Origin of the sequence: Ectothiorhodospira shaposhnikovii (assembly GCF_022227765.1) — a bacterium.
Classification (GTDB): Bacteria; Pseudomonadota; Gammaproteobacteria; order Ectothiorhodospirales; family Ectothiorhodospiraceae; genus Ectothiorhodospira.
Genome location: NZ_JAJMLZ010000006.1, coordinates 199,097 through 216,194 on the forward strand (window position 1 = coordinate 199,097; position 17,098 = coordinate 216,194).

General features: G+C 65.1%; 17 protein-coding genes. 9 read left to right on the forward strand and 8 right to left on the reverse strand.

Annotation, left to right across the window (positions count from 1 at the left end; genetic code table 11):
• Positions 1–134: 134 nt before the first annotated feature.
• Genes LQD11_RS09985 through LQD11_RS09995 form a run of 3 tightly spaced genes read right to left on the reverse strand, consistent with a single transcriptional unit; the run spans position 135 to position 3,465 of the window.
• Positions 135–1,499 (reverse strand): sigma-54-dependent transcriptional regulator, encoded by a 1,365-nt coding sequence (locus tag LQD11_RS09985; protein WP_238617414.1) that lies wholly within the window; start codon positions 1,497–1,499, stop codon positions 135–137.
• The gene (locus LQD11_RS09990) at positions 1,496–3,166 is read right to left on the reverse strand and encodes a sensor histidine kinase (protein WP_238617415.1); all 1,671 of its coding nucleotides are present in this window, start codon (positions 3,164–3,166) and stop codon (positions 1,496–1,498) included. The genes LQD11_RS09985 and LQD11_RS09990 overlap by 4 nt, the downstream gene beginning before the upstream one ends.
• Positions 3,167–3,213: 47 nt before the next feature.
• The gene (locus LQD11_RS09995; protein ID WP_238617416.1) at positions 3,214–3,465 is read right to left on the reverse strand and encodes a PP0621 family protein; all 252 of its coding nucleotides are present in this window, start codon (positions 3,463–3,465) and stop codon (positions 3,214–3,216) included.
• A gap of 137 nt (positions 3,466–3,602) precedes the next feature.
• On the opposite strand from LQD11_RS09995, the gene sucC reads away from it, so the two are divergent.
• The 4 genes from sucC (at position 3,603) to LQD11_RS10015 (ending at position 7,811) form a co-directional block, all read left to right on the forward strand.
• Positions 3,603–4,772 carry an ADP-forming succinate--CoA ligase subunit beta gene (gene sucC / locus LQD11_RS10000; RefSeq protein ID WP_238617417.1) on the forward strand — a complete coding sequence of 390 codons (1,170 nt, stop codon included), beginning with the start codon at positions 3,603–3,605 and terminating at the stop codon, positions 4,770–4,772.
• A 63-nt stretch (positions 4,773–4,835) separates the two neighbouring features.
• The gene (sucD, locus tag LQD11_RS10005) at positions 4,836–5,705 is read left to right on the forward strand and encodes a succinate--CoA ligase subunit alpha (RefSeq protein WP_238617418.1); all 870 of its coding nucleotides are present in this window, start codon (positions 4,836–4,838) and stop codon (positions 5,703–5,705) included.
• Positions 5,706–5,789: 84 nt separating this feature from the next.
• Entirely contained in the window at positions 5,790–7,424 is a 1,635-nt protein-coding gene (locus tag LQD11_RS10010; RefSeq protein WP_238617419.1) for an NAD+ synthase, read from the forward strand.
• A 48-nt stretch (positions 7,425–7,472) separates the two neighbouring features.
• The gene (locus LQD11_RS10015; RefSeq protein WP_008931000.1) at positions 7,473–7,811 is read left to right on the forward strand and encodes a P-II family nitrogen regulator; all 339 of its coding nucleotides are present in this window, start codon (positions 7,473–7,475) and stop codon (positions 7,809–7,811) included.
• A gap of 69 nt (positions 7,812–7,880) precedes the next feature.
• On the opposite strand, the gene LQD11_RS10020 is transcribed toward LQD11_RS10015, so the two are convergent.
• Positions 7,881–8,402: a nitroreductase family protein gene (locus tag LQD11_RS10020; RefSeq protein ID WP_008931001.1), complete on the reverse strand. Its 522-nt coding sequence runs from the start codon at positions 8,400–8,402 to the stop codon at positions 7,881–7,883.
• A gap of 43 nt (positions 8,403–8,445) precedes the next feature.
• Positions 8,446–9,210: an outer membrane protein assembly factor BamD gene (locus tag LQD11_RS10025; protein WP_238617420.1), complete on the reverse strand. Its 765-nt coding sequence runs from the start codon at positions 9,208–9,210 to the stop codon at positions 8,446–8,448.
• Between the two features lie 57 nt (positions 9,211–9,267).
• Here LQD11_RS10025 and rluD point away from each other — a divergent pair, with 57 nt between their 5' ends.
• From rluD to mgtE (LQD11_RS10045), 4 genes are all read left to right on the forward strand, one after another.
• Positions 9,268–10,212 carry a 23S rRNA pseudouridine(1911/1915/1917) synthase RluD gene (gene rluD / locus LQD11_RS10030; protein ID WP_238617421.1) on the forward strand — a complete coding sequence of 315 codons (945 nt, stop codon included), beginning with the start codon at positions 9,268–9,270 and terminating at the stop codon, positions 10,210–10,212.
• Between the two features lie 471 nt (positions 10,213–10,683).
• Positions 10,684–11,055 carry a hypothetical protein gene (locus tag LQD11_RS10035; protein WP_008931004.1) on the forward strand — a complete coding sequence of 124 codons (372 nt, stop codon included), beginning with the start codon at positions 10,684–10,686 and terminating at the stop codon, positions 11,053–11,055.
• A gap of 59 nt (positions 11,056–11,114) precedes the next feature.
• Entirely contained in the window at positions 11,115–12,473 is a 1,359-nt protein-coding gene (gene mgtE / locus LQD11_RS10040; protein ID WP_238617422.1) for a magnesium transporter, read from the forward strand.
• Positions 12,470–13,816: a magnesium transporter gene (mgtE, locus tag LQD11_RS10045; protein WP_238617423.1), complete on the forward strand. Its 1,347-nt coding sequence runs from the start codon at positions 12,470–12,472 to the stop codon at positions 13,814–13,816. The genes mgtE (LQD11_RS10040) and mgtE (LQD11_RS10045) overlap by 4 nt, the downstream gene beginning before the upstream one ends.
• 22 nt (positions 13,817–13,838) lie before the next feature.
• Here mgtE (LQD11_RS10045) and LQD11_RS10050 read toward each other — a convergent pair whose 3' ends face one another.
• On the reverse strand, positions 13,839–14,771 hold the full coding sequence (locus LQD11_RS10050) for a carbohydrate kinase family protein (protein WP_238617424.1): 933 nt from the start codon (positions 14,769–14,771) through the stop codon (positions 13,839–13,841).
• Positions 14,772–14,968: 197 nt separating this feature from the next.
• Here LQD11_RS10050 and trhA point away from each other — a divergent pair, with 197 nt between their 5' ends.
• Positions 14,969–15,646, forward strand: a complete 678-nt coding sequence (gene trhA, locus LQD11_RS10055; RefSeq protein ID WP_238617425.1) for a PAQR family membrane homeostasis protein TrhA — start codon at positions 14,969–14,971, stop codon at positions 15,644–15,646.
• 16 nt (positions 15,647–15,662) lie between these two features.
• Here the strand turns inward: trhA and LQD11_RS10060 are convergent, their stop codons facing one another.
• Positions 15,663–16,652 (reverse strand): PA2778 family cysteine peptidase, encoded by a 990-nt coding sequence (locus LQD11_RS10060; protein ID WP_238617426.1) that lies wholly within the window; start codon positions 16,650–16,652, stop codon positions 15,663–15,665.
• A gap of 44 nt (positions 16,653–16,696) precedes the next feature.
• Complete coding sequence (locus LQD11_RS10065) at positions 16,697–17,095, reverse strand: DUF6627 family protein (protein WP_008931010.1); 399 nt, start codon at positions 17,093–17,095, stop codon at positions 16,697–16,699.
• Positions 17,096–17,098 lie beyond the last annotated feature (3 nt).

Below are 17,098 nucleotides of genomic sequence, written 5' to 3' on the forward strand. Positions count from 1 at the left end.
GGGCTGGGGCCTTCTTATCGCATGTTAGTAGCTGTCGTTATCAAGTCAACAAGGACTTTCAGAGATTGCGGGCCGGAATGGGTTGGAAGGCTTGGTTCGGTGGCGCCCTCCCGGACATCCGTGAAAATGGGCTTTCAGGGGGGCAGTCCGAGCTTCTTGAGCCGGTAACTCAGTTGCCTGGCCGTCAGCCCCAGCAGCCGGGCGGCGGTCGCGCCGTGACCTCCCGCCTGTTCCAGGGCGGTCAGCAGGACCTGTCTTTCCTGCTGTTCCAGCTGTTGCTCCAGGGGTTTGAGGGGTTCTCCGGCAAGCGGGGCAGGCGGCGTCACGGCACTGGGCAGTTGCAGGTCCTCCACCCGAATGATGTCGCTGTCGCACAGGGTGGCCGCCCGCTCCAGGATGTTTTCCAGCTCCCTGACGTTGCCCGGATAGTCGTAGGTCATCAGTCCCTGCATGGCATCCGGGCTGAGTCGCCTGGGCGGTTCCTGCCAGCGCTGGGCCAGCCTGGAGAGGATGTGTGACGCCAGATGCGGGAGGTCTTCCCGGCGCTCCCGCAGGGGAGGGACGCGCAATTCGATCACATTCAGGCGATAGAACAGATCCTGGCGGAACCGCCCCGCCTGCACCTCCCGGCTCAGGTCCTTGTGGGAGGCAGAGAGAATGCGCACGTCCAGGGCGATCTCGTGGGCGGCCCCGATGGGCTTGATGGCCCGTTCCTGGATGGCGCGCAACAGCTTCACCTGCATGTGCAGCGGCAGTTCCGCCACTTCATCGAGAAAGAGGGTCCCCCCCTGAGCCGCCTGGAACAGGCCCTGCTTGTCGGCCACCGCACCGGTGAAGCTGCCCTTGAGGTGACCGAAGAACTCGCTTTCCATGAGTTCGGCGGGGATGGCGCCGCAGTTCACCGGCACGAAAGGCCGATCCACCCGGGGACCCTGGCGGTGAATTTCCCGGGCCACCCTTTCCTTGCCGCTACCGGATTCGCCCAGGATATAGACCGGTGCCTGGCTTCTGGCCAGCTTGAGGATGGTGGCCTTGAGCTGACGCATGGCCGGTGCATCACCCAGGAGATGCTCCTCCCTGGGTGGCTGGTGTCTGGTCGAGGCCGCATCATTGCCTTCACCGTCGCCGGGTTTGCCCAGTTTCAGGGCGCTGCCCACCAGATCCCTGAGGATGTTCAGGTCCACGGGCTTGGAGACAAAGTCAAAGGCCCCCGACTTGAGGGCCTGAACGGCGGAATCCATGCTGCCGTAGGCCGTGATGACCGCCACCGGCAGCTCCGGATAGTAGGCCTGGATGTGCTCCACCAGCTCGATGCCGTCACCATCCGGCAGGCGCATGTCCGTCAGGCACAGATCAAAGGGTTCGTTGCCGAGCAGCCGTTTTGCCTCCCTGACGGTCCCTGCGGAGCGGGTATGGAGCCGCATGCGGCCGAGGGTGATCTCCAGGAGTTCCCGGATATCCGGCTCATCGTCGATGATCAGTACGTTCTGGATGCTCATGCCTGTCGGGAGCGCCGGCCTTCCATGACGGGGGTGGTGGTTTCATGGGGCGGAAACTGAATGCGAAAGCAACTTCCGCCGGTGGGTAGCGGGATGTAGTCGAGCGTGCCGCCATTGTTTTCGCACAGCTCGCGGGAGATGTACAGGCCAAGTCCGGTGCCTTCATTGCCGGTGCTGACGAAGGGCTCGAAGAGTCGTCGGGCAATCGACGGGTTCACGCCGCGGCCCTGGTCGATGATGTCCAGGGTGGCGTGGCGACTCACGTCCCGGGTGCCGCCCTGGATCAGGATGCGCGCGGGCTGTCCGGCCCGGGTGCCATAGCGCAGGGCATTGGTGCACAGGTTCCAGACCACCTGATGCAGTTGCTCCGCATCAAAGCAGGCCCGGGCGTCCTCGGGCCGAATGGACAGCTCCAGTTGCGCGCGTTCCAGGTTGTGGTGCCGGCAGAATTCGTCGGCGAAGCGTTCCAGCCACGGTCGCAGGGCCAGGACCTCGATCCGGGGAGCCTGACGCCGGGACAGGTCCAGCACGTTCTGAATGACCTGGTTCATCCGGCGGCTCTGGTCCTGGATGATGCCCACCAGACGGCGGTCCGCCCGATTGAGCTCATCGGATTCCCCGAGCAGCTGGGCGGCATGACTGATGGCGCCCAGGGGGTTGCGGATCTCGTGGGCGATGCTGGCGGTGAGACGTCCCAGGGATGCGAGCTTGATGGACTGCATCTGTCTGCGCAGTTCCGCCGTGTCTTCCAGCAGGATGACGGTGCCGATGGGCTTGTCCACCCCCAGGCGGGTGAATCGTACCCGTAGTTCGGGGCTGTGCCCGTTGGCCGGGAGGGTCCGGTGACCGGCGCCGGTGGGATGTCGCAGCCACTCCTGCAGGGCACCGTAAAGTTCCGGCGCCAGGCGGCTCAGGTCGCTGGTATCGGCGGTCACCGGGTTGCCCAGCAGCAGCCAGGCGGACTCATTGATCAGGTAAACGTGCCGGTCATCATTGACCACGATGACGCCCGATTGCATGCGGTCGATGATGTGGGCATTGAGTTCGGCCATGTTGGCCAGGTCCACGCTGCGGCGCTGGGCCAGATCCTCGCTTTCCATGGCCCTGCGGGCCAGCACCAGGGCCAGCAGGGCGGTGGCGAACAGGCCGGCCCCCAGCAGGCCGGTCTGGGTGAGGGCGGAATCGCGGCCGGGTTCAAACCAGTAGCCGTGGATCTGCGCCAGCAGCAGGGCGATGGAGGCCAGCGCGGCAAAGAACAGGGCGGGGCGCCCGGGCGCCAGCAGTCCCAGGCCGGCAATGGCCGGGATTGCCAGCATGCCCAGGCCGCTGGTGACGCCTCCGCTGGTGTAGGTGAGCAGGGTGATGAGGCTGATGTCCGTGGCCGCCTGCAGGTAGATCTGCAAGGATGCCGGAAGTCGCCGTAACCGTGCGGCAATGCCGAACCCCAGGCTCAGCAGCAGATAGGTGAAGGCGAACAGCAAAAACAGGCGGGGATGGGAACTGCCGAGCGCCTGGGGGCCGGTGCCGAAGACCTCCAGGGCCGTGAGCATACCCGCCACGAAGAAGCGATAAAGACTGAAGAGTCGCAGCGCACGCCAGACATCGCCGGCGGCGCTCCCGACGACGCCATGCTCCGGCATCATCCGGTCCGACAGGAGAAAAGACATGCTGCCCGCATTCTGCGTGGACGTCCGGTCTCACACCACAACGCGGCTCATTCTCGTGTAGACTCTTGCGACAGGGCCAGATCCCGGTGAGACTCGGAACAGAAGGGTTTGCCGCCTTCCCACAGACTTTCCTCCTCGGGAATGTGCAGGCCGCAGTAATGACAGCGCAGCATCTTGCCGGAGGTCTTTTGCCGGAGCTTGGCGGGATGCTCGGGGCGGGGTACGTCCGGTGTCTTGAGCATGAGCCGGACCACCATGAAGACCAGAACGATGGATGCGATCAAGAACAGGATTTGCATGGCGTGGTGATTCGATTTTGAGTGGTGTATGAGAAGGTACTACAGAACGTGTGTCGGCGGTGAGTCCGTCAGCCCCGAGGCGTCATGTCCGCCGGGGCACCCGCCGTCTCCATCCATACCTTTGATACTGTGAAACTATGAACCTTCATGAATTCCAGGCCAAGGGCCTCTTTCGCGATTATCGGATTCCGGTGCCGTCCGGTGTCTCCATCGAGGGGCTCGACGACCTGGATGATGCCATGAATACCCTGGGAGGCGATGCCTGGGTCGTCAAGGCCCAGGTGCATGCCGGTGGTCGCGGCAAGGCCGGTGGCGTCAGGCTGGTCCGGGGACGTGATGCACTCAAGGCCGCGGCCGAGGACCTGCTGGGTACCACTCTGGTCACCCACCAGACCGGCCCCGCGGGCCTCCCCGTGAACACCCTGCTGATCGAATCCCTCACCGACATCCGGCGTGAGCTCTACCTGGGCCTGCTGGTGGACCGGGCTACCCGCCGTGTCGCCATCATGGCCTCGGCGGCGGGCGGCATGGACATCGAGGAGGTGGCCGCCAGCACCCCGGAGAAGCTGCTGACCCTGTTCGTGGATCCGGTCGCGGGCATCATGCCTTATCAGGGGCGTCGCGTCGCCTTTGCCCTGGGCCTGGAAGGCCGGCAGGTCAATGAGTTCGTGGCGCTGCTCACCCGGCTCTATACCCTGTTCATCGAAGCCGATGCCAGCCTGATCGAGATCAACCCGCTGGTGGTCACCGGAGAGGGCGGCCTGGTGGCCCTGGACGGCAAGATCAACCTGGACGACAACGCCCTCTACCGGCACCCCGCCCTGGCGGCGTTGCGGGACGCCAGCCAGGAAGATGCCCGCGAGGCCAGGGCCAGGGAGCATGAACTCAATTATGTTCGCCTGGACGGCAATATCGGTTGCATGGTCAACGGCGCGGGACTGGCCATGGCCACCATGGACCTGATCAAGCTCCACGGCGGTGAGCCGGCCAACTTCCTGGACGTGGGCGGCGGCACCACCGCGGCCCGGGTGACCGAGGCCTTCAAGCTCATCCTCTCCGACGACTCGGTCAAGGCCGTGTTCGTGAACATCTTCGGCGGCATCGTCCGCTGTGACCTGATCGCCGAGGGGATCATCGCGGCGGTCAAGGAAGTCCATGTGGGCGTGCCCGTGGTGGTACGCCTGGAAGGCACCAACGTGGAGCAGGGCCGGGCCCTGCTGGCGCAGAGTGATCTCAACATCATCGCCGCCGAAAGTTTGACCGATGGTGCCCTCAAGGTGGTGAAGGCCGCGGCCAAGGCCGCCTGACGGGCAGGGGACGAGCGGGCCGGCATGCCGGATTCAGACAGACGAAGCTGACACGGATTCTTCATGAGCATTCTCATCGACAAGCATACTCGGGTCATCTGCCAGGGGTTCACCGGCAAGCAGGGTACTTTCCACACCGAACAGGCCATGGCCTACGGCACGCGGATGGTGGGCGGAGTCACCCCGGGCAAGGGCGGACAGCGGCATCTGGGGCTGCCGGTGTTCGACACCGTGCATGACGCGGTCCGCGATACCGGGGCCAATGCCACCATGATCTATGTCCCGGCCGCCTTTGCCGCCGATGCCATCCTGGAGGCCGCGGATGCCGGGATCGAGATCATCGTCTGTATCACCGAGGGGATTCCCGTGCTGGACATGCTTAAGGTGAAGGCCGCCCTTACCGGCAGCCGTTCCCGGCTCATCGGTCCCAACTGCCCGGGTGTCATCACCCCCGGGGCCTGCAAGATCGGCATCATGCCCGGACATATTCATCAGCCGGGCAAGGTGGGTATCGTCTCCCGTTCCGGGACCCTCACCTACGAGGCGGTCAAGCAGACCACCGACGCGGGCCTGGGGCAGAGCACCTGTGTGGGTATCGGGGGCGATCCCATCCATGGGATGAATTTCGTCGACTGTCTGCGCCTGTTCCAGGAGGACGCGCAGACCGAGGGCATCATCATGGTGGGCGAGATCGGCGGCAGTGCCGAGGAGGAGGCCGCGGCCTTCATCCGCGATCACGTGACCAAGCCGGTGGTGGCCTATATCGCCGGTGTCACCGCGCCGCCGGGACGCCGCATGGGGCATGCCGGGGCGATCATCTCCGGTGGTCAGGGGACCGCGGATCAGAAATTCGCTGCCCTGGAGGCGGCCGGTGTCGCTGCGGTGCGTTCGCCCGCGGAGATGGGGGGGCGGCTCAAGGCCCTGATGGGCTGACGGCCAAGGGTTTCCATGTTCACGGACCACCACCCCGACGGGGTGGTGGTCTCCTGTTGTCACCTGTTTTTGAATGTTCGGACCATGACAGACATCCTCAAGATCGCCCTGGCGCAAATCAACCTTCTGGTGGGCGACGTGGAAGGTAATGCCGAGCGGGTGGTGGCCGCGGCCCGCGAGGCCAGGGACTGCCATGGCGCCGATCTGGTGCTGTTTCCCGAGCTGACCCTGACCGGTTATCCGCCCGAGGACCTTCTGATGCGGGGCACTTTGCTGCAACGCTCCGAGGAGGCCCTCAAGCGCATTGCCCGGGAGGTGTCCGGGATCGATGTGGTGGTCGGTCTGCCCCTGAGGGAATCGGGATACCTCCATAACAGCGCCGCATATCTGCGTGACGGCAAGGTGCTGGCCCGTTATCACAAGCAGGTCCTGCCCAATTACAGCGTGTTCGACGAAAAGCGCTATTTCCATCCCGGCGAGGGGCCCTGCGTGGTGGAGGTCAAGGGCCTGCCGGTGGCCCTGGCCCTGTGCGAGGACATCTGGGTCTCAGAGCCGGCCCGCCGGGCCCAGTCCGCCGGTGCCCGGCTGCTGCTCAGTCTCAATGCCTCGCCCTTCCACCTTTCCAAGCACGAGGAACGGTTGGCGGTCCTGCGCGAGCGGGTTCATGAGAGCGGTCTGCCGGTGGTCTATCTGAACCTGGTGGGCGGCCAGGATGAACTGGTCTTCGATGGTCATTCCCTGGCCGTGGACCGGGACGGTGCATTGAAACTGAGCGCGCCCGCCTGGAAAGAGGGGATTTATACCCTGGAAGTGCATTTCGATCGTCGTGACATCAGTTTCAGCGGCGGCATCCTTGCGCCCCCGCCATCCCCCGAGGAGAGCCTGTACCAGGCCCTGGTGCTGGGGGTGCGGGATTACGTCAACAAGAACGGTTTCAGCGGCGCCCTGCTGGGCCTGTCCGGAGGCATCGACTCCGCGCTCACTCTCTGCATCGCCGTGGATGCCCTGGGGGCGGAACGGGTGGAGGCGGTGATGATGCCCTATCACTATACCGCCGGCATGAGCCGGGAGGATGCCGCCGCCCAGGCACGGACTCTGGGGGTGTCCTACCGGGAGATTCCGATCGCGCCCATGGTCGAGGCCTTCATGAACGGCCTGGCGGAGGTCCTGGCCGGTCTGCCCGCGGACACCACCGAGGAGAACATCCAGGCCCGCTGTCGGGGTACCCTCCTGATGGCCATCTCCAACAAGACCGGTCGCATGCTGTTGACCACCGGTAACAAGAGCGAGATGGCGGTGGGCTATGCCACCCTCTACGGGGACATGGCCGGTGGCTTTGCCCCGCTCAAGGATGTTTCCAAGCTCTGGGTCTATCGCCTGGCCCGGTATCGTAACACCCTGGGGCCGGCCATCCCCGAGCGGGTGATCGAACGTCCGCCTTCGGCGGAACTGGCTCCCGATCAGCGGGACGAGGACAGTCTGCCCCCCTACGAGATCCTGGACGGGATCCTGGAGCGCTTCGTGGAACAGGATCAGTCTTTCACCGATATCGTTTCCGCGGGATTCGAGCCGGCCACCGTGCGCCGGGTGATGGGCCTGGTGCTGCGCAGTGAATACAAGCGCCGCCAGGCCCCGCCCGGAGTCCGGGTGACCCGTCGTGCCTTCGGCAAGGACCGGCGCTATCCCATTACCTCCGGCTATGGCCGATTGCTCAGCTAGGGCGATCCCGTGGCACCTTCTTCCCACCTCTGCAGGTAATTGCAAACCATGAAAAAGATTGAAGCCATCATCAAGCCGTTCAAACTGGAGGACGTCCGCGAGGCGCTGATGGAGATCGGCGTGACGGGATTGACCGCCACCGAGGTCAAGGGTTTCGGCCGGCAGAAGGGGCATACCGAGCTGTACCGGGGAGCCGAGTACGTGGTCGATTTCATCCCCAAGGTGAAGCTGGAGATCGGTGTGGATGACAGCCTGGTGGATGCTTGCGTGGAAGCCATTCTGAAGGCGGCCAGAACCGGCAAGATCGGGGACGGCAAGATCTTCGTCACCGACATGGAGCGGGCCATCCGCATCCGCACCGGCGAGGAAAACAGCGACGCCCTGTAAAATCGGGCGGGAGCCTGAAGTGAGAGAGCGGCAAGCTTCGTGGCTATGCCGCTCTCTCCCGACACCCGGCTAGCGGTACGTCACCACTTCATCCAGGCGCCGCCGATGGGAGGATTCCGGCAGTTCCGCCGGGTACCCCACGCAGAGCAGGGCCAGCGGCCGCAGGCCCTGCTCCAGTGACAAGGTGTCGGCCACGGCCTGTTCATCGAACATGCCCACCCAGGTGGACCCCATTCCCGCCGCCACCACCGCCAGTTGGGCATAGGCGGCCACGATGGTCGCGTCCTGAATGGAGAACAGGTCCCGGCCCCGTTCGCCGTACTGTTCGGCCGAGCGTTCCGCATCGCTGCAGAAGACCAGGCAAACAGGAGCTTCGGCGATGAACTGCTGTCCGTGGGCTGCCTCCGCCAGCCCGGTCCGCAGGGTCGCATCCTTCACGCAGATGATGCGGTAGGATTGCAGGTCGCCCGCCGAAGGGGCGGTCACCGCGGTTTCAAGGATCGCGTGCAGCTTCTCCGGTTCCACCGGCATGTCGGCCTGGTAGCGACGGATGGAATGCCGGTGTCTGACGGTCTGAAAGAAATCCCACATCCTCAACCTCCCCCTGTGTCGTGTATGGATCGTCGTCCCGGAATCAGGCGCCCTGCCTCAGTCGTTCGGCCCGCTCCGGAAAATTCAGTTCCAGCACCCGCAGTGCGTCCCCGGCCAGATCGTCGAGCCGCAGCCGCCGATAGGCCTTCACCATGACCTCCAGGGCATCGGGCACCGCTTCGGCGCCTTCATAGTGTTCCAGTACGTAGCGGCCCCGCTGGGCCGCCGCCAGCCAGGCGCCCCGGCGCATGTAGAAGTCCGCCACATGCATCTCATGGGCGGCCAGCCGGTTTCGCAGATGAACCATGCGCTGACGCGAGTCTTCGGCGTAGCGGCTGTCGGGGAACGTGCGCACCAGGGTGCCGAAATCATCGAAGGCGTTGCGCAGGGGGACCGGATCACGGCGTGCCTGATCCTGCGGAATCCAACGATTGAGGAAGCTCTGATCCCGCTCATAGTTGATCAGGCCGCGCAGATAGTAGGCATAGTCCACATGAGGATGCCGGGGATTCATCTGGATGAATCGGTCCACGGCCGCCAGCGCCATTTCCGGCTCCTGGGCCTTGTAATAGGCGTAGGCGATCTCCAGCTGGCCCTGCTGGGCGTGACGGCCGAAGGGGAATCGGGCTTCCAGGATCTCGTAGTACTCCACGGCCTGATCGAAATTCCCCCGGTCCAGGGCCGCCTTGGCCTCTTCGTAGAGCTGGCTGGCGGACCAGTCCCGGGTGGGGTCCTGGCGCATGCCGGCGCAGCCGGAGGCCAGGACGGCGATGAGCAGGAGGGTCAAGGCTGGGCGAAGAGCTGTCATTGGGCGCTAAGACGGAAGATAATTGAAGCATTGAGTATAACCGACGGCCCCCGGCACATGACCAGAACCATCAAACTCGCGGGGGAAATCCCGCCCGAACTGGCCGGCAGGCGTCTTGACGCCGTGCTGGCCCAGATGTTCCCGGACTATTCCCGCAGCCGTATCCAGCAGTGGATCGACGAGGGTGCGGTGGAGGTGGCCGGGGAGCGCCCGCGCCTGCGTCAGAAGACCTGCGGGGGAGAGCCGGTCCTGATACGGGTGTCACTGGATGACCCGGGCCGGGATGTGGCCGAGGATTTGCCGCTGGATCTGGTGCACGAGGATGATCACCTGTTGGTGATCAACAAGCCCGCCGGGCTGGTGGTGCATCCCGCCGCGGGGCATCCCCAGGGTACGCTGGTCAATGCCCTGCTGCATCATGCCCCGGAACTGGCGCATCTGCCTCGTGCCGGCATCGTGCATCGCCTGGACAAGGAGACCTCCGGGTTGCTGGTGGTGGCCCGCACCCTGGCATCCCATACGGACCTGGTGCGCCAGCTCCAGGCCCGCACCGTGGGTCGGGAATATCTGGCCCTGGTACAGGGCGCCCTGGTGTCCGGCGGCACCGTCGAGGCCCCCATCGGCCGCCATCCGGTGGACCGCAAGCGCATGGCGGTGGTGACGGGGGGGCGGGAGGCCATCACCCATTACCGGGTGGAGGAACGCTTCGCCAACCATACCCTGCTCAGGGTCAACCTGGAAACCGGACGCACCCATCAGATCCGGGTCCACATGGCCCATCTGCATCACCCCCTGGTGGGGGATCCGGTCTATGGCGGACGCCCGCGGTTCCCGGCCGGTCTGTCCGATGAGGCCATGGCAATCCTGCGGGGGTTTCGGCGTCAGGCGCTGCACGCCACCCGTCTCACCCTGGAACACCCTGACGGGTCTGGTTCCCGGCGCTGGGAAGCCGGCCTCCCGGAGGACATGGAGGCACTGCTGCAGGCCCTGCGCACCGGCTGAACCGACCCGTCACCCCGACGAGCGGGGTTTCCCTGATGTGTTCCAGGCGTTATCATTGTTCCGTTTTCGCCGAGCGCGAAAACACTTGTCAGGCAACAGAGGCTTAATTGTCGATGGACAGTTGTTGTAGGTGCATGCGTGGTGAGGCCGTGAGCGGCCACGGACCGGCATGTGACTGCGTCCGTCGGGGCCAGCCCCTCCAGCGGTAATCCACCGCGCCCGGGCTCCCTGATGGACCGCATCGCGTCGGTCGGATCAGGGAAACCGGTATCGCATCATCCCGAAAGTGTGTTGTCATGGGCGCCATGGCGTCCCCGTGCGGGGTGAATGTCTGCCGTCTCCGGGTATCGATGGCCCCGGATCTGCCTGTTTCCCGGTCATCCCGGTCTCTCCCCACGCTGCATCGGCCCTCGAGGCCGTGTCCCAGCGTATTCCGATCGGTCTGCCGCCGCGGCAGCCAAGGAGAGAATCATGACCCGGATCATCAAGAACATGAGCAGGCTGATGAGCCTGGCCCTCAAAACCCTGGAATCCCCGGCCCGCCGCGCCCCCGATGCCAACCCCGTGGCCGAGGCGGTGACCCGTGCCTGTCGCCATGGCGATTTCGGCAGTGCCCGGCTGAGCTTTCTCAAGCTGGCCGGTCAGTCCCAGATCCGGGTACTCCAGACCATGGATGACCGCTCCATCCGCCGCCTGACCCTGGGACTTCCCGATGCCACTCTGGCGCGCCTGTGCGCCCAGGGACCTGCCCCCCTGACTGAAACCATCGTCCGGTCCCTGCCGGAGGGCCGTCGTCGCGGCGTGTCCCTGATGTGCGAGCAGCATCGTCGCCATCAGGCCTGACCGCGGTTGTATGAATCGCCGGTGTTTTTTCCGACTGCATGTTCCAACCGGGCCAAGGCATGGAATTGACTCATATCTACGATCTGGATGAACTGAACGAATACCTCTCCCAGGGGGATCTGTCCGCGGTGCGTGGCTGGCTGGACGAGATGCGCATACAGGACATCGCCCAGGCCCTGATGACCCTGGACGGCGAGGTCCGTCGTGATGTGTTCCGCTTGCTGCCCCCGGGGCGGCGGGCGGATGTCTTTGCCTACCTGGACCCCCATCACCAGCTTCAGCTCATCCGCCAGGTCTCCGTGGACGAGGGGCGTCATCTGTTGTCCGAGATGCTGCCGGATGACCTCACCGCCCTGCTGGAGGACCTGCCCAAGGATGAGGTCCGGCAACTGCTGCGCCTGCTGCCGTTCCGTTCCATTCGTCGTGCCCTGACCCTGTTGGGGTATCCGGAGGACAGTTGCGGTCGGCTCATGACCACAGCCGTGGTGAGCGTGCGTCCTGACTGGAGCATGGCCCGTGCCCTGGATCATCTCCGGGTGCAGGCGGGTCGCGGCGAGACGGTCAACCTGGTCTACGTCACCGATGAGGAGGGCGGATTGCTGGGCGTGCTGGCCCTCAAGCATTTCCTCAAGTCACGGGTGGATGTCCCAGTATCGGAACTCATGACCGGCCGCGTGGTGTCCATCGACGCCCATGCGCCCCAGGAAGAGGCCCTGCGGATGATGCGTCACTACGACCTCCCGGCCCTGCCGGTGGTGGACCGGGACCGTGAACTGCTGGGTATCATCACCGTCGACGACGTGCTGGACGTGGAGCAGGAGGAGAGCACCGAGGACTTCCAGAAGATGGGGGCCGTGGGGAGCCTGCACCTGAGTCTGCGCCAGGCCCATCCCTGGCTTTTGTACCGCAAGCGGGTGGGCTGGTTGCTGATCCTGGTGGCGGTGAACATCATCGGTGGTTTCGTCATCGCCGGGTACGAGGAGGCCATCGAGGCTCTGGTGGTGCTGGTGTTCTTCCTGCCCCTGATTATCGACAGCGGCGGCAACGCCGGGGCACAGTCCGCCACCTTGATGGTCCGTGCCCTGGCCACGGGCGAGGTGCAACCCCGGGACTGGTTGCGTCTCTGGGGCAAGGAACTGGGAGTGGCCACCGCCCTGGGGGCGACCATGGCCCTGGCCGTGTCCGGTCTGGGGCTATGGCGGGGCGGCATGGAGATTGCCGTGCTGGTGTCGGTGGCGATGATGCTGGTGGTGCTGGTGGGAAGTCTGGTGGGCATGATCCTGCCCTTGCTTCTGGCCCGCCTGCGCCTGGATCCGGCCACGGCCAGTACGCCGCTGGTGACGTCCATCGCCGACGTGGCGGGCATCATGATCTATTTCGGCCTGGCGGCCACCTTGCTGGGACTCCATGGACAATGACCGATTCACTCAAGCACGCGCCTTTTTTCGAGCAAATGCGTCGACGCGACTGGGAGAGCCTGAAGACGATGCTGGCCTCCCTGCAGAACCAGGACGTGGCGGCACTGAGCCAGGCCTTGCCCGCCGAGGACTGGGTGCCGTTGATCCGGCTGCTGCCCAGGGATCGCATGGCTCATGTGTTTTCCTATCTGAGCCTGGAACAACAGGCCCGCATCCTGGCCGAGCTGAGTGATGATGAAAATGCCCGCCTGCTGACGGCTTCGTCCTACGACGACGTGGCGGAACTGCTGGAGCGTCTGCCGGAGTCGGAGTCCGCCCGTCTCATGGCCCTGTTGCCCAAGCCGCGGCGGCGGGTGGTCAAGGGCTTGCTGAATTATCCGCCCGACAGCGCGGGCCGCCTGATGACGCCCGGTTTCGTGGCCGTGCGTCCGGACTGGACCCTGGAGGCGGCACTGGCCTACCTGCGTGATCATTTCTCCCAGGGCGAGACCGTGAACGTGGTCTTCGTCACCGAGGCGGACGGTCACTTGCTGGGGGCGATCAAGCTCAAGGATCTGCTGTTCGGACCTCCCCGCCGCCGGGTGGACAGCCTGCTCAAGGAGGCGGTGGTCCGGGTGCAGACCCGGGCCGACCAGGAAGAAGCCGCCCGCCTGATTCGTCACTATGACCTGGAAGTGTTGCCGGTGGTGGATGAGCGGGAGGTCCTGGTGGGAATCATCACCGTGGACGACGCCCTGGACGTGGTGGAGGAGGAGACCACCGAGGACTTCCTGCGCATGGGCAGCGTGGGCACCATCGCTCCCGGCCTCAAGGATGCGGCCATGAGTCTGCTCTACCGCAAGCGGGTCGGGTGGCTGGTGATCCTGGTGTTCGTGAACCTGTTCAGCGGGGCGGCCATCGCGGTGTTCGAGACCGCCATCGAGGCCGTGGTGGCATTGGTCTTCTTCCTGCCCCTGGTGATCGCCACCGGCGGCAACGCGGGCTCCCAGGCCTCCACCCTGATGGTCCGAGCCCTGGCCACGGGGGATGTTCAGTTGCGTGACTGGCTCGGGCTATGGGGCAAGGAGCTGTTTGTGTCCGTTGCCCTTGGGGTGACCCTGGGACTTGCCGTCTGGGGCGCCGGGATCTGGCTGGGCGGGCCGGACGTGGGGCTGGCGGTGGCCGTGGCCATGGTGCTGGTGGTTATCTTCGGCAGCATGATCGGGATGTTGCTGCCGGTGATCCTGACCCGCCTGAAGCTGGATCCGGCCACCGCCAGCGCCCCCCTGATCACGTCCATCGCGGACGTGGGGGGGATACTGGTCTATTTTTCCGTGGCGACGGCCATCCTGCAGCTGGGCTGAGGTCGGCGTCCGCCTGGCGGCGTCACATCTCCCGTCCGAAGGCGTCCTTGAACCGGGCCTTGATGTCTTCAAGGCTCGGACGATGGTTCTGCGGTCCGGTGTGTTCGATCTTGATGGCGCCCATCACCGCCGCCACCCGACCCGTGGTTTCCCAGTCCAGGCCATTCATCAATCCCCACAGCAGGCCGGCCCGGTAGGCATCGCCACACCCGGTGGGATCCTTGATCCGGGCGATGGGCGCGGCCGGGATGCGCAGGGTCTTGCCGCCGGTGTAGATCACCGAGCCTTCCCCGCCCTTGGTGATGATCAGGGCCTCCACCTGGGCCGCCAGCTCCTCGGGGTTCCAGCCGGTGCGCTCACTCATCAGCTGGGCCTCGTAGTCGTTCAGGGTCACGTAGGTAGCCTGTTTGACGAACCGGCGCAGATCCACCCCGTCGAACATGGGCATGCCCTGGCCCGGATCGAAAATGAAGGGAATGCCGGCTTCGGCAAACTGTTCCGCATGCTGGATCATGCCGTCCCGGCCGTCGGGAGAGACGATACCCAGGGTGACGCCCTCGGCGTCGCTGACCTTGTTGAGGTGAGCGTCATTCATGGCGCCGGGGTGAAAGGCGGTGATCTGATTGTCGTCCTGGTCGGTGGTGATGAAGGCCTGGCCGGTGTAGTGTTCGGGAATCATGCGGATGTGCCGGCGGGAGATGTCGCATTCATCCATCCACTGGGCGTAGGGCTCGAAATCCGCGCCCACCGTCGCCATGGGCAGGGGATCACCCCCCAGCAGTTTGAGGTTGTAGGCAATGTTGCCCGCGCAGCCGCCGAACTCCCGGCGCATGTCCGGTACCAGGAAGGAGACGTTGATCATGTGCACCTTGTCCGGGAGGATGTGGTTCTTGAACCGGTCGGGGAAGACCATGATGGTGTCAAATGCATAGGAACCGCAGATCAAGGCAGACATTGGAACTCCTCTGGATGACGGGGGGTGAACGGGGATGAATCCCTGTCCGGATGGGCTGACATGATAGTGATCCGGACCGGTGATTGCGAACCTCCACGGATCTGATGGTCTGAAATGAGATTCGTTTGATCGAAAGATTGCCGATTTCCTGCTAAAAGAATAGCTCTGCAACCATCAAGACACGGGGTATCGTTGTCATGACCAGTACAGCGTGTGCAGTGGCGGGCCGTGACCGCCATCAGTCTCTGGGCGAGGAGATCGCCAACAGTATCAGCCACGGGGTGGCCCTGGCGGCGGCGTTGGTGGGCATGCCGTTTCTACTGATGGAAGCGGTGCGCATCGGCAGTCCGGGATTTATTGTCGGCGTCAGCATCTTTTCCGCCACCATGGCATTGCTGTATCTGGCCTCCACCCTCTATCACGCCTTGCCCCAGGGGCAGGGCAAGCGGGTGTTCAAGATCCTGGACCATTCGGCCATCTATCTGCTGATTGCCGGGACCTACACACCCTTCACCCTGGGTGTGCTTAGTGGTCCCTGGGGCTGGACCCTGTTCGGTCTGGTGTGGGGGTTGGCGGCCCTGGGGGTGTTTCTCAAGTCCCTCAATGGCCTGTCTCACCCCGTCCTGTCCACCGGGCTGTACCTGCTCATGGGCTGGCTGGTGCTGATCGCCATCGTGCCGCTCTATCAGTTGATGGCGCCGGCGGGGCTGATCTGGCTGGTGGCCGGCGGCCTGGCCTATACCGGCGGTGTGGTGTTCTATGCCCTGGACCATCGTCTGCCCTACGGGCATTTCATCTGGCATCTGTTCGTGGTGGCCGGGACGGTCTGCCACTACTTTGCCGTGCTCTGGTATGGGGCCGGGGTTGCCGCCTGAGCCTTGTGGGGGGCGGTCAGTGTGGGCAGCGAAGGTCCGTGGCCGGTGACGGGGCGCATTCCCCGGAGGGCGCGGGGTGGGGCCGTGCCACCGTGTCCCGGGTCCGCCGGTAGAGTGGCTCACCGGGTGCCAGTCGCAGGGCGCATGCCGCGGCCTCCTGGGCCGCCGGCCCGCAACCGAGGGCATGCAGCACGTGGGCCAGGTTGTTCCAGCCCGCGTGGGAGGTCGGATCGCGGGTGACAAGTGCCCTCAGGGCCCGTTCCGCGCCCTCCAGATCCCCCTGGGCATAGCGGGCATTGCCCAAGCCGATCCAGCCCACCGGATGTTCGGGCCAGGCCCGGGTGGCGGTGAGATAGGCCCCGGCGGCGGCTTCCAGTCGGCCGGTACGCTCCAGGTCATTCGCGGCCCGCAGCCAGCTCAGTGGCGTGGCGGTGGCGGGAAGCCGATCCGGTGGCTGAGCCAGAAAGGCCCAGTATCCGGCGCGGCGCCAGGTGCGCTCGAAGCGGCGCAGGGTATTCACATGGCGTTCGATGGTGCCCGAGCGCAGTATCACGATGCCCTCGTCCAGGTCGTAACCGATGACCACGGCATAGTGCCAGTAGGGCGCCAGGTTCAGTCCCAGATTCTGAAACACCACCACCGGATGCCCGGCCGCCAGCTCCCGTAGCAGGGCATCCATGCGGGGCGGCAGCGGCCATGCCACCAGCTCCCTGGCCCGTGTGGCCGCCAGCATCTCAGTCTGCAGGCTGCCCTGGCGTGCGGGCAGATAGATCTCGCTCACCAGCGCTTGCGGCGTGATCTCGATGCCCTGGACATTGAGCACCGTGGCCAGGGCGGCGGGACCGCACTGATAGAGATCCTGGGGATGAAACGGGGTATCTTCCAGCTCCACCTGCCGGGGCAGGTCGCCGGGTGGATCGCCGAGCAGGGCGGGGGCCTGCAACCGGGTGGCACAACCCGAGAGCAGCAGGCCGGTCAGGATGATCAGCAGGGCCACGGGGAGCACCCAAGCCCCCCCGTGGCTCCGGCACGGATGGCCGGTGGCGGGAATCAATTCACCGGGCGGACGAAGGGGAACACGTCCGTGGCGCCGATGGCATCGGTGATGATGAAGACGATGAAAATGAGCACCACCACGCCCAGGACGCTGGCGGCCCCGGCCGGCAGTTCCTCCAGTCGCTCATTGAGCTGGCGTACCTCCTCGTCGGTCATGCGGGCGATGCGCTCGGCGGCTTCTTCGTTGCTGACTCCCAGGCGCGCCAGTTGCTGTTGTACATCCGCCCGTTCCAGGCTGGAGAGCAGTTGCGCCCGGTCCACCAGTCCCTGTTCCGTCTGGATCAGACGATCGGTTCCCACCATGCCGGCATGAAGGGGGCTGGTGACGGCGGCCAGCAGCGACAAGATGCACAGCAGGGTCAGCAGGCGTCTGATCAGGGGGTGTCGGGTCATGGA

Bases quoted from the DNA above. Each gene is read 5' to 3' on its own strand.
- LQD11_RS09985 (WP_238617414.1), bottom strand. From the start codon at position 1,499: ATGAGCATCCAGAACGTACTGATCATCGACGATGAGCCGGATATCCGG.
- LQD11_RS09990 (WP_238617415.1), bottom strand. From the start codon at position 3,166: ATGTCTTTTCTCCTGTCGGACCGGATGATGCCGGAGCATGGCGTCGTC.
- LQD11_RS09995 (WP_238617416.1), bottom strand. From the start codon at position 3,465: ATGCAAATCCTGTTCTTGATCGCATCCATCGTTCTGGTCTTCATGGTG.
- sucC (WP_238617417.1), top strand. From the start codon at position 3,603: ATGAACCTTCATGAATTCCAGGCCAAGGGCCTCTTTCGCGATTATCGG.
- sucD (WP_238617418.1), top strand. From the start codon at position 4,836: ATGAGCATTCTCATCGACAAGCATACTCGGGTCATCTGCCAGGGGTTC.
- LQD11_RS10010 (WP_238617419.1), top strand. From the start codon at position 5,790: ATGACAGACATCCTCAAGATCGCCCTGGCGCAAATCAACCTTCTGGTG.
- LQD11_RS10015 (WP_008931000.1), top strand. From the start codon at position 7,473: ATGAAAAAGATTGAAGCCATCATCAAGCCGTTCAAACTGGAGGACGTC.
- LQD11_RS10020 (WP_008931001.1), bottom strand. From the start codon at position 8,402: ATGTGGGATTTCTTTCAGACCGTCAGACACCGGCATTCCATCCGTCGC.
- LQD11_RS10025 (WP_238617420.1), bottom strand. From the start codon at position 9,210: ATGACAGCTCTTCGCCCAGCCTTGACCCTCCTGCTCATCGCCGTCCTG.
- rluD (WP_238617421.1), top strand. From the start codon at position 9,268: ATGACCAGAACCATCAAACTCGCGGGGGAAATCCCGCCCGAACTGGCC.
- LQD11_RS10035 (WP_008931004.1), top strand. From the start codon at position 10,684: ATGACCCGGATCATCAAGAACATGAGCAGGCTGATGAGCCTGGCCCTC.
- mgtE (WP_238617422.1), top strand. From the start codon at position 11,115: ATGGAATTGACTCATATCTACGATCTGGATGAACTGAACGAATACCTC.
- mgtE (WP_238617423.1), top strand. From the start codon at position 12,470: ATGACCGATTCACTCAAGCACGCGCCTTTTTTCGAGCAAATGCGTCGA.
- LQD11_RS10050 (WP_238617424.1), bottom strand. From the start codon at position 14,771: ATGTCTGCCTTGATCTGCGGTTCCTATGCATTTGACACCATCATGGTC.
- trhA (WP_238617425.1), top strand. From the start codon at position 14,969: ATGACCAGTACAGCGTGTGCAGTGGCGGGCCGTGACCGCCATCAGTCT.
- LQD11_RS10065 (WP_008931010.1), bottom strand. From the start codon at position 17,095: ATGACCCGACACCCCCTGATCAGACGCCTGCTGACCCTGCTGTGCATC.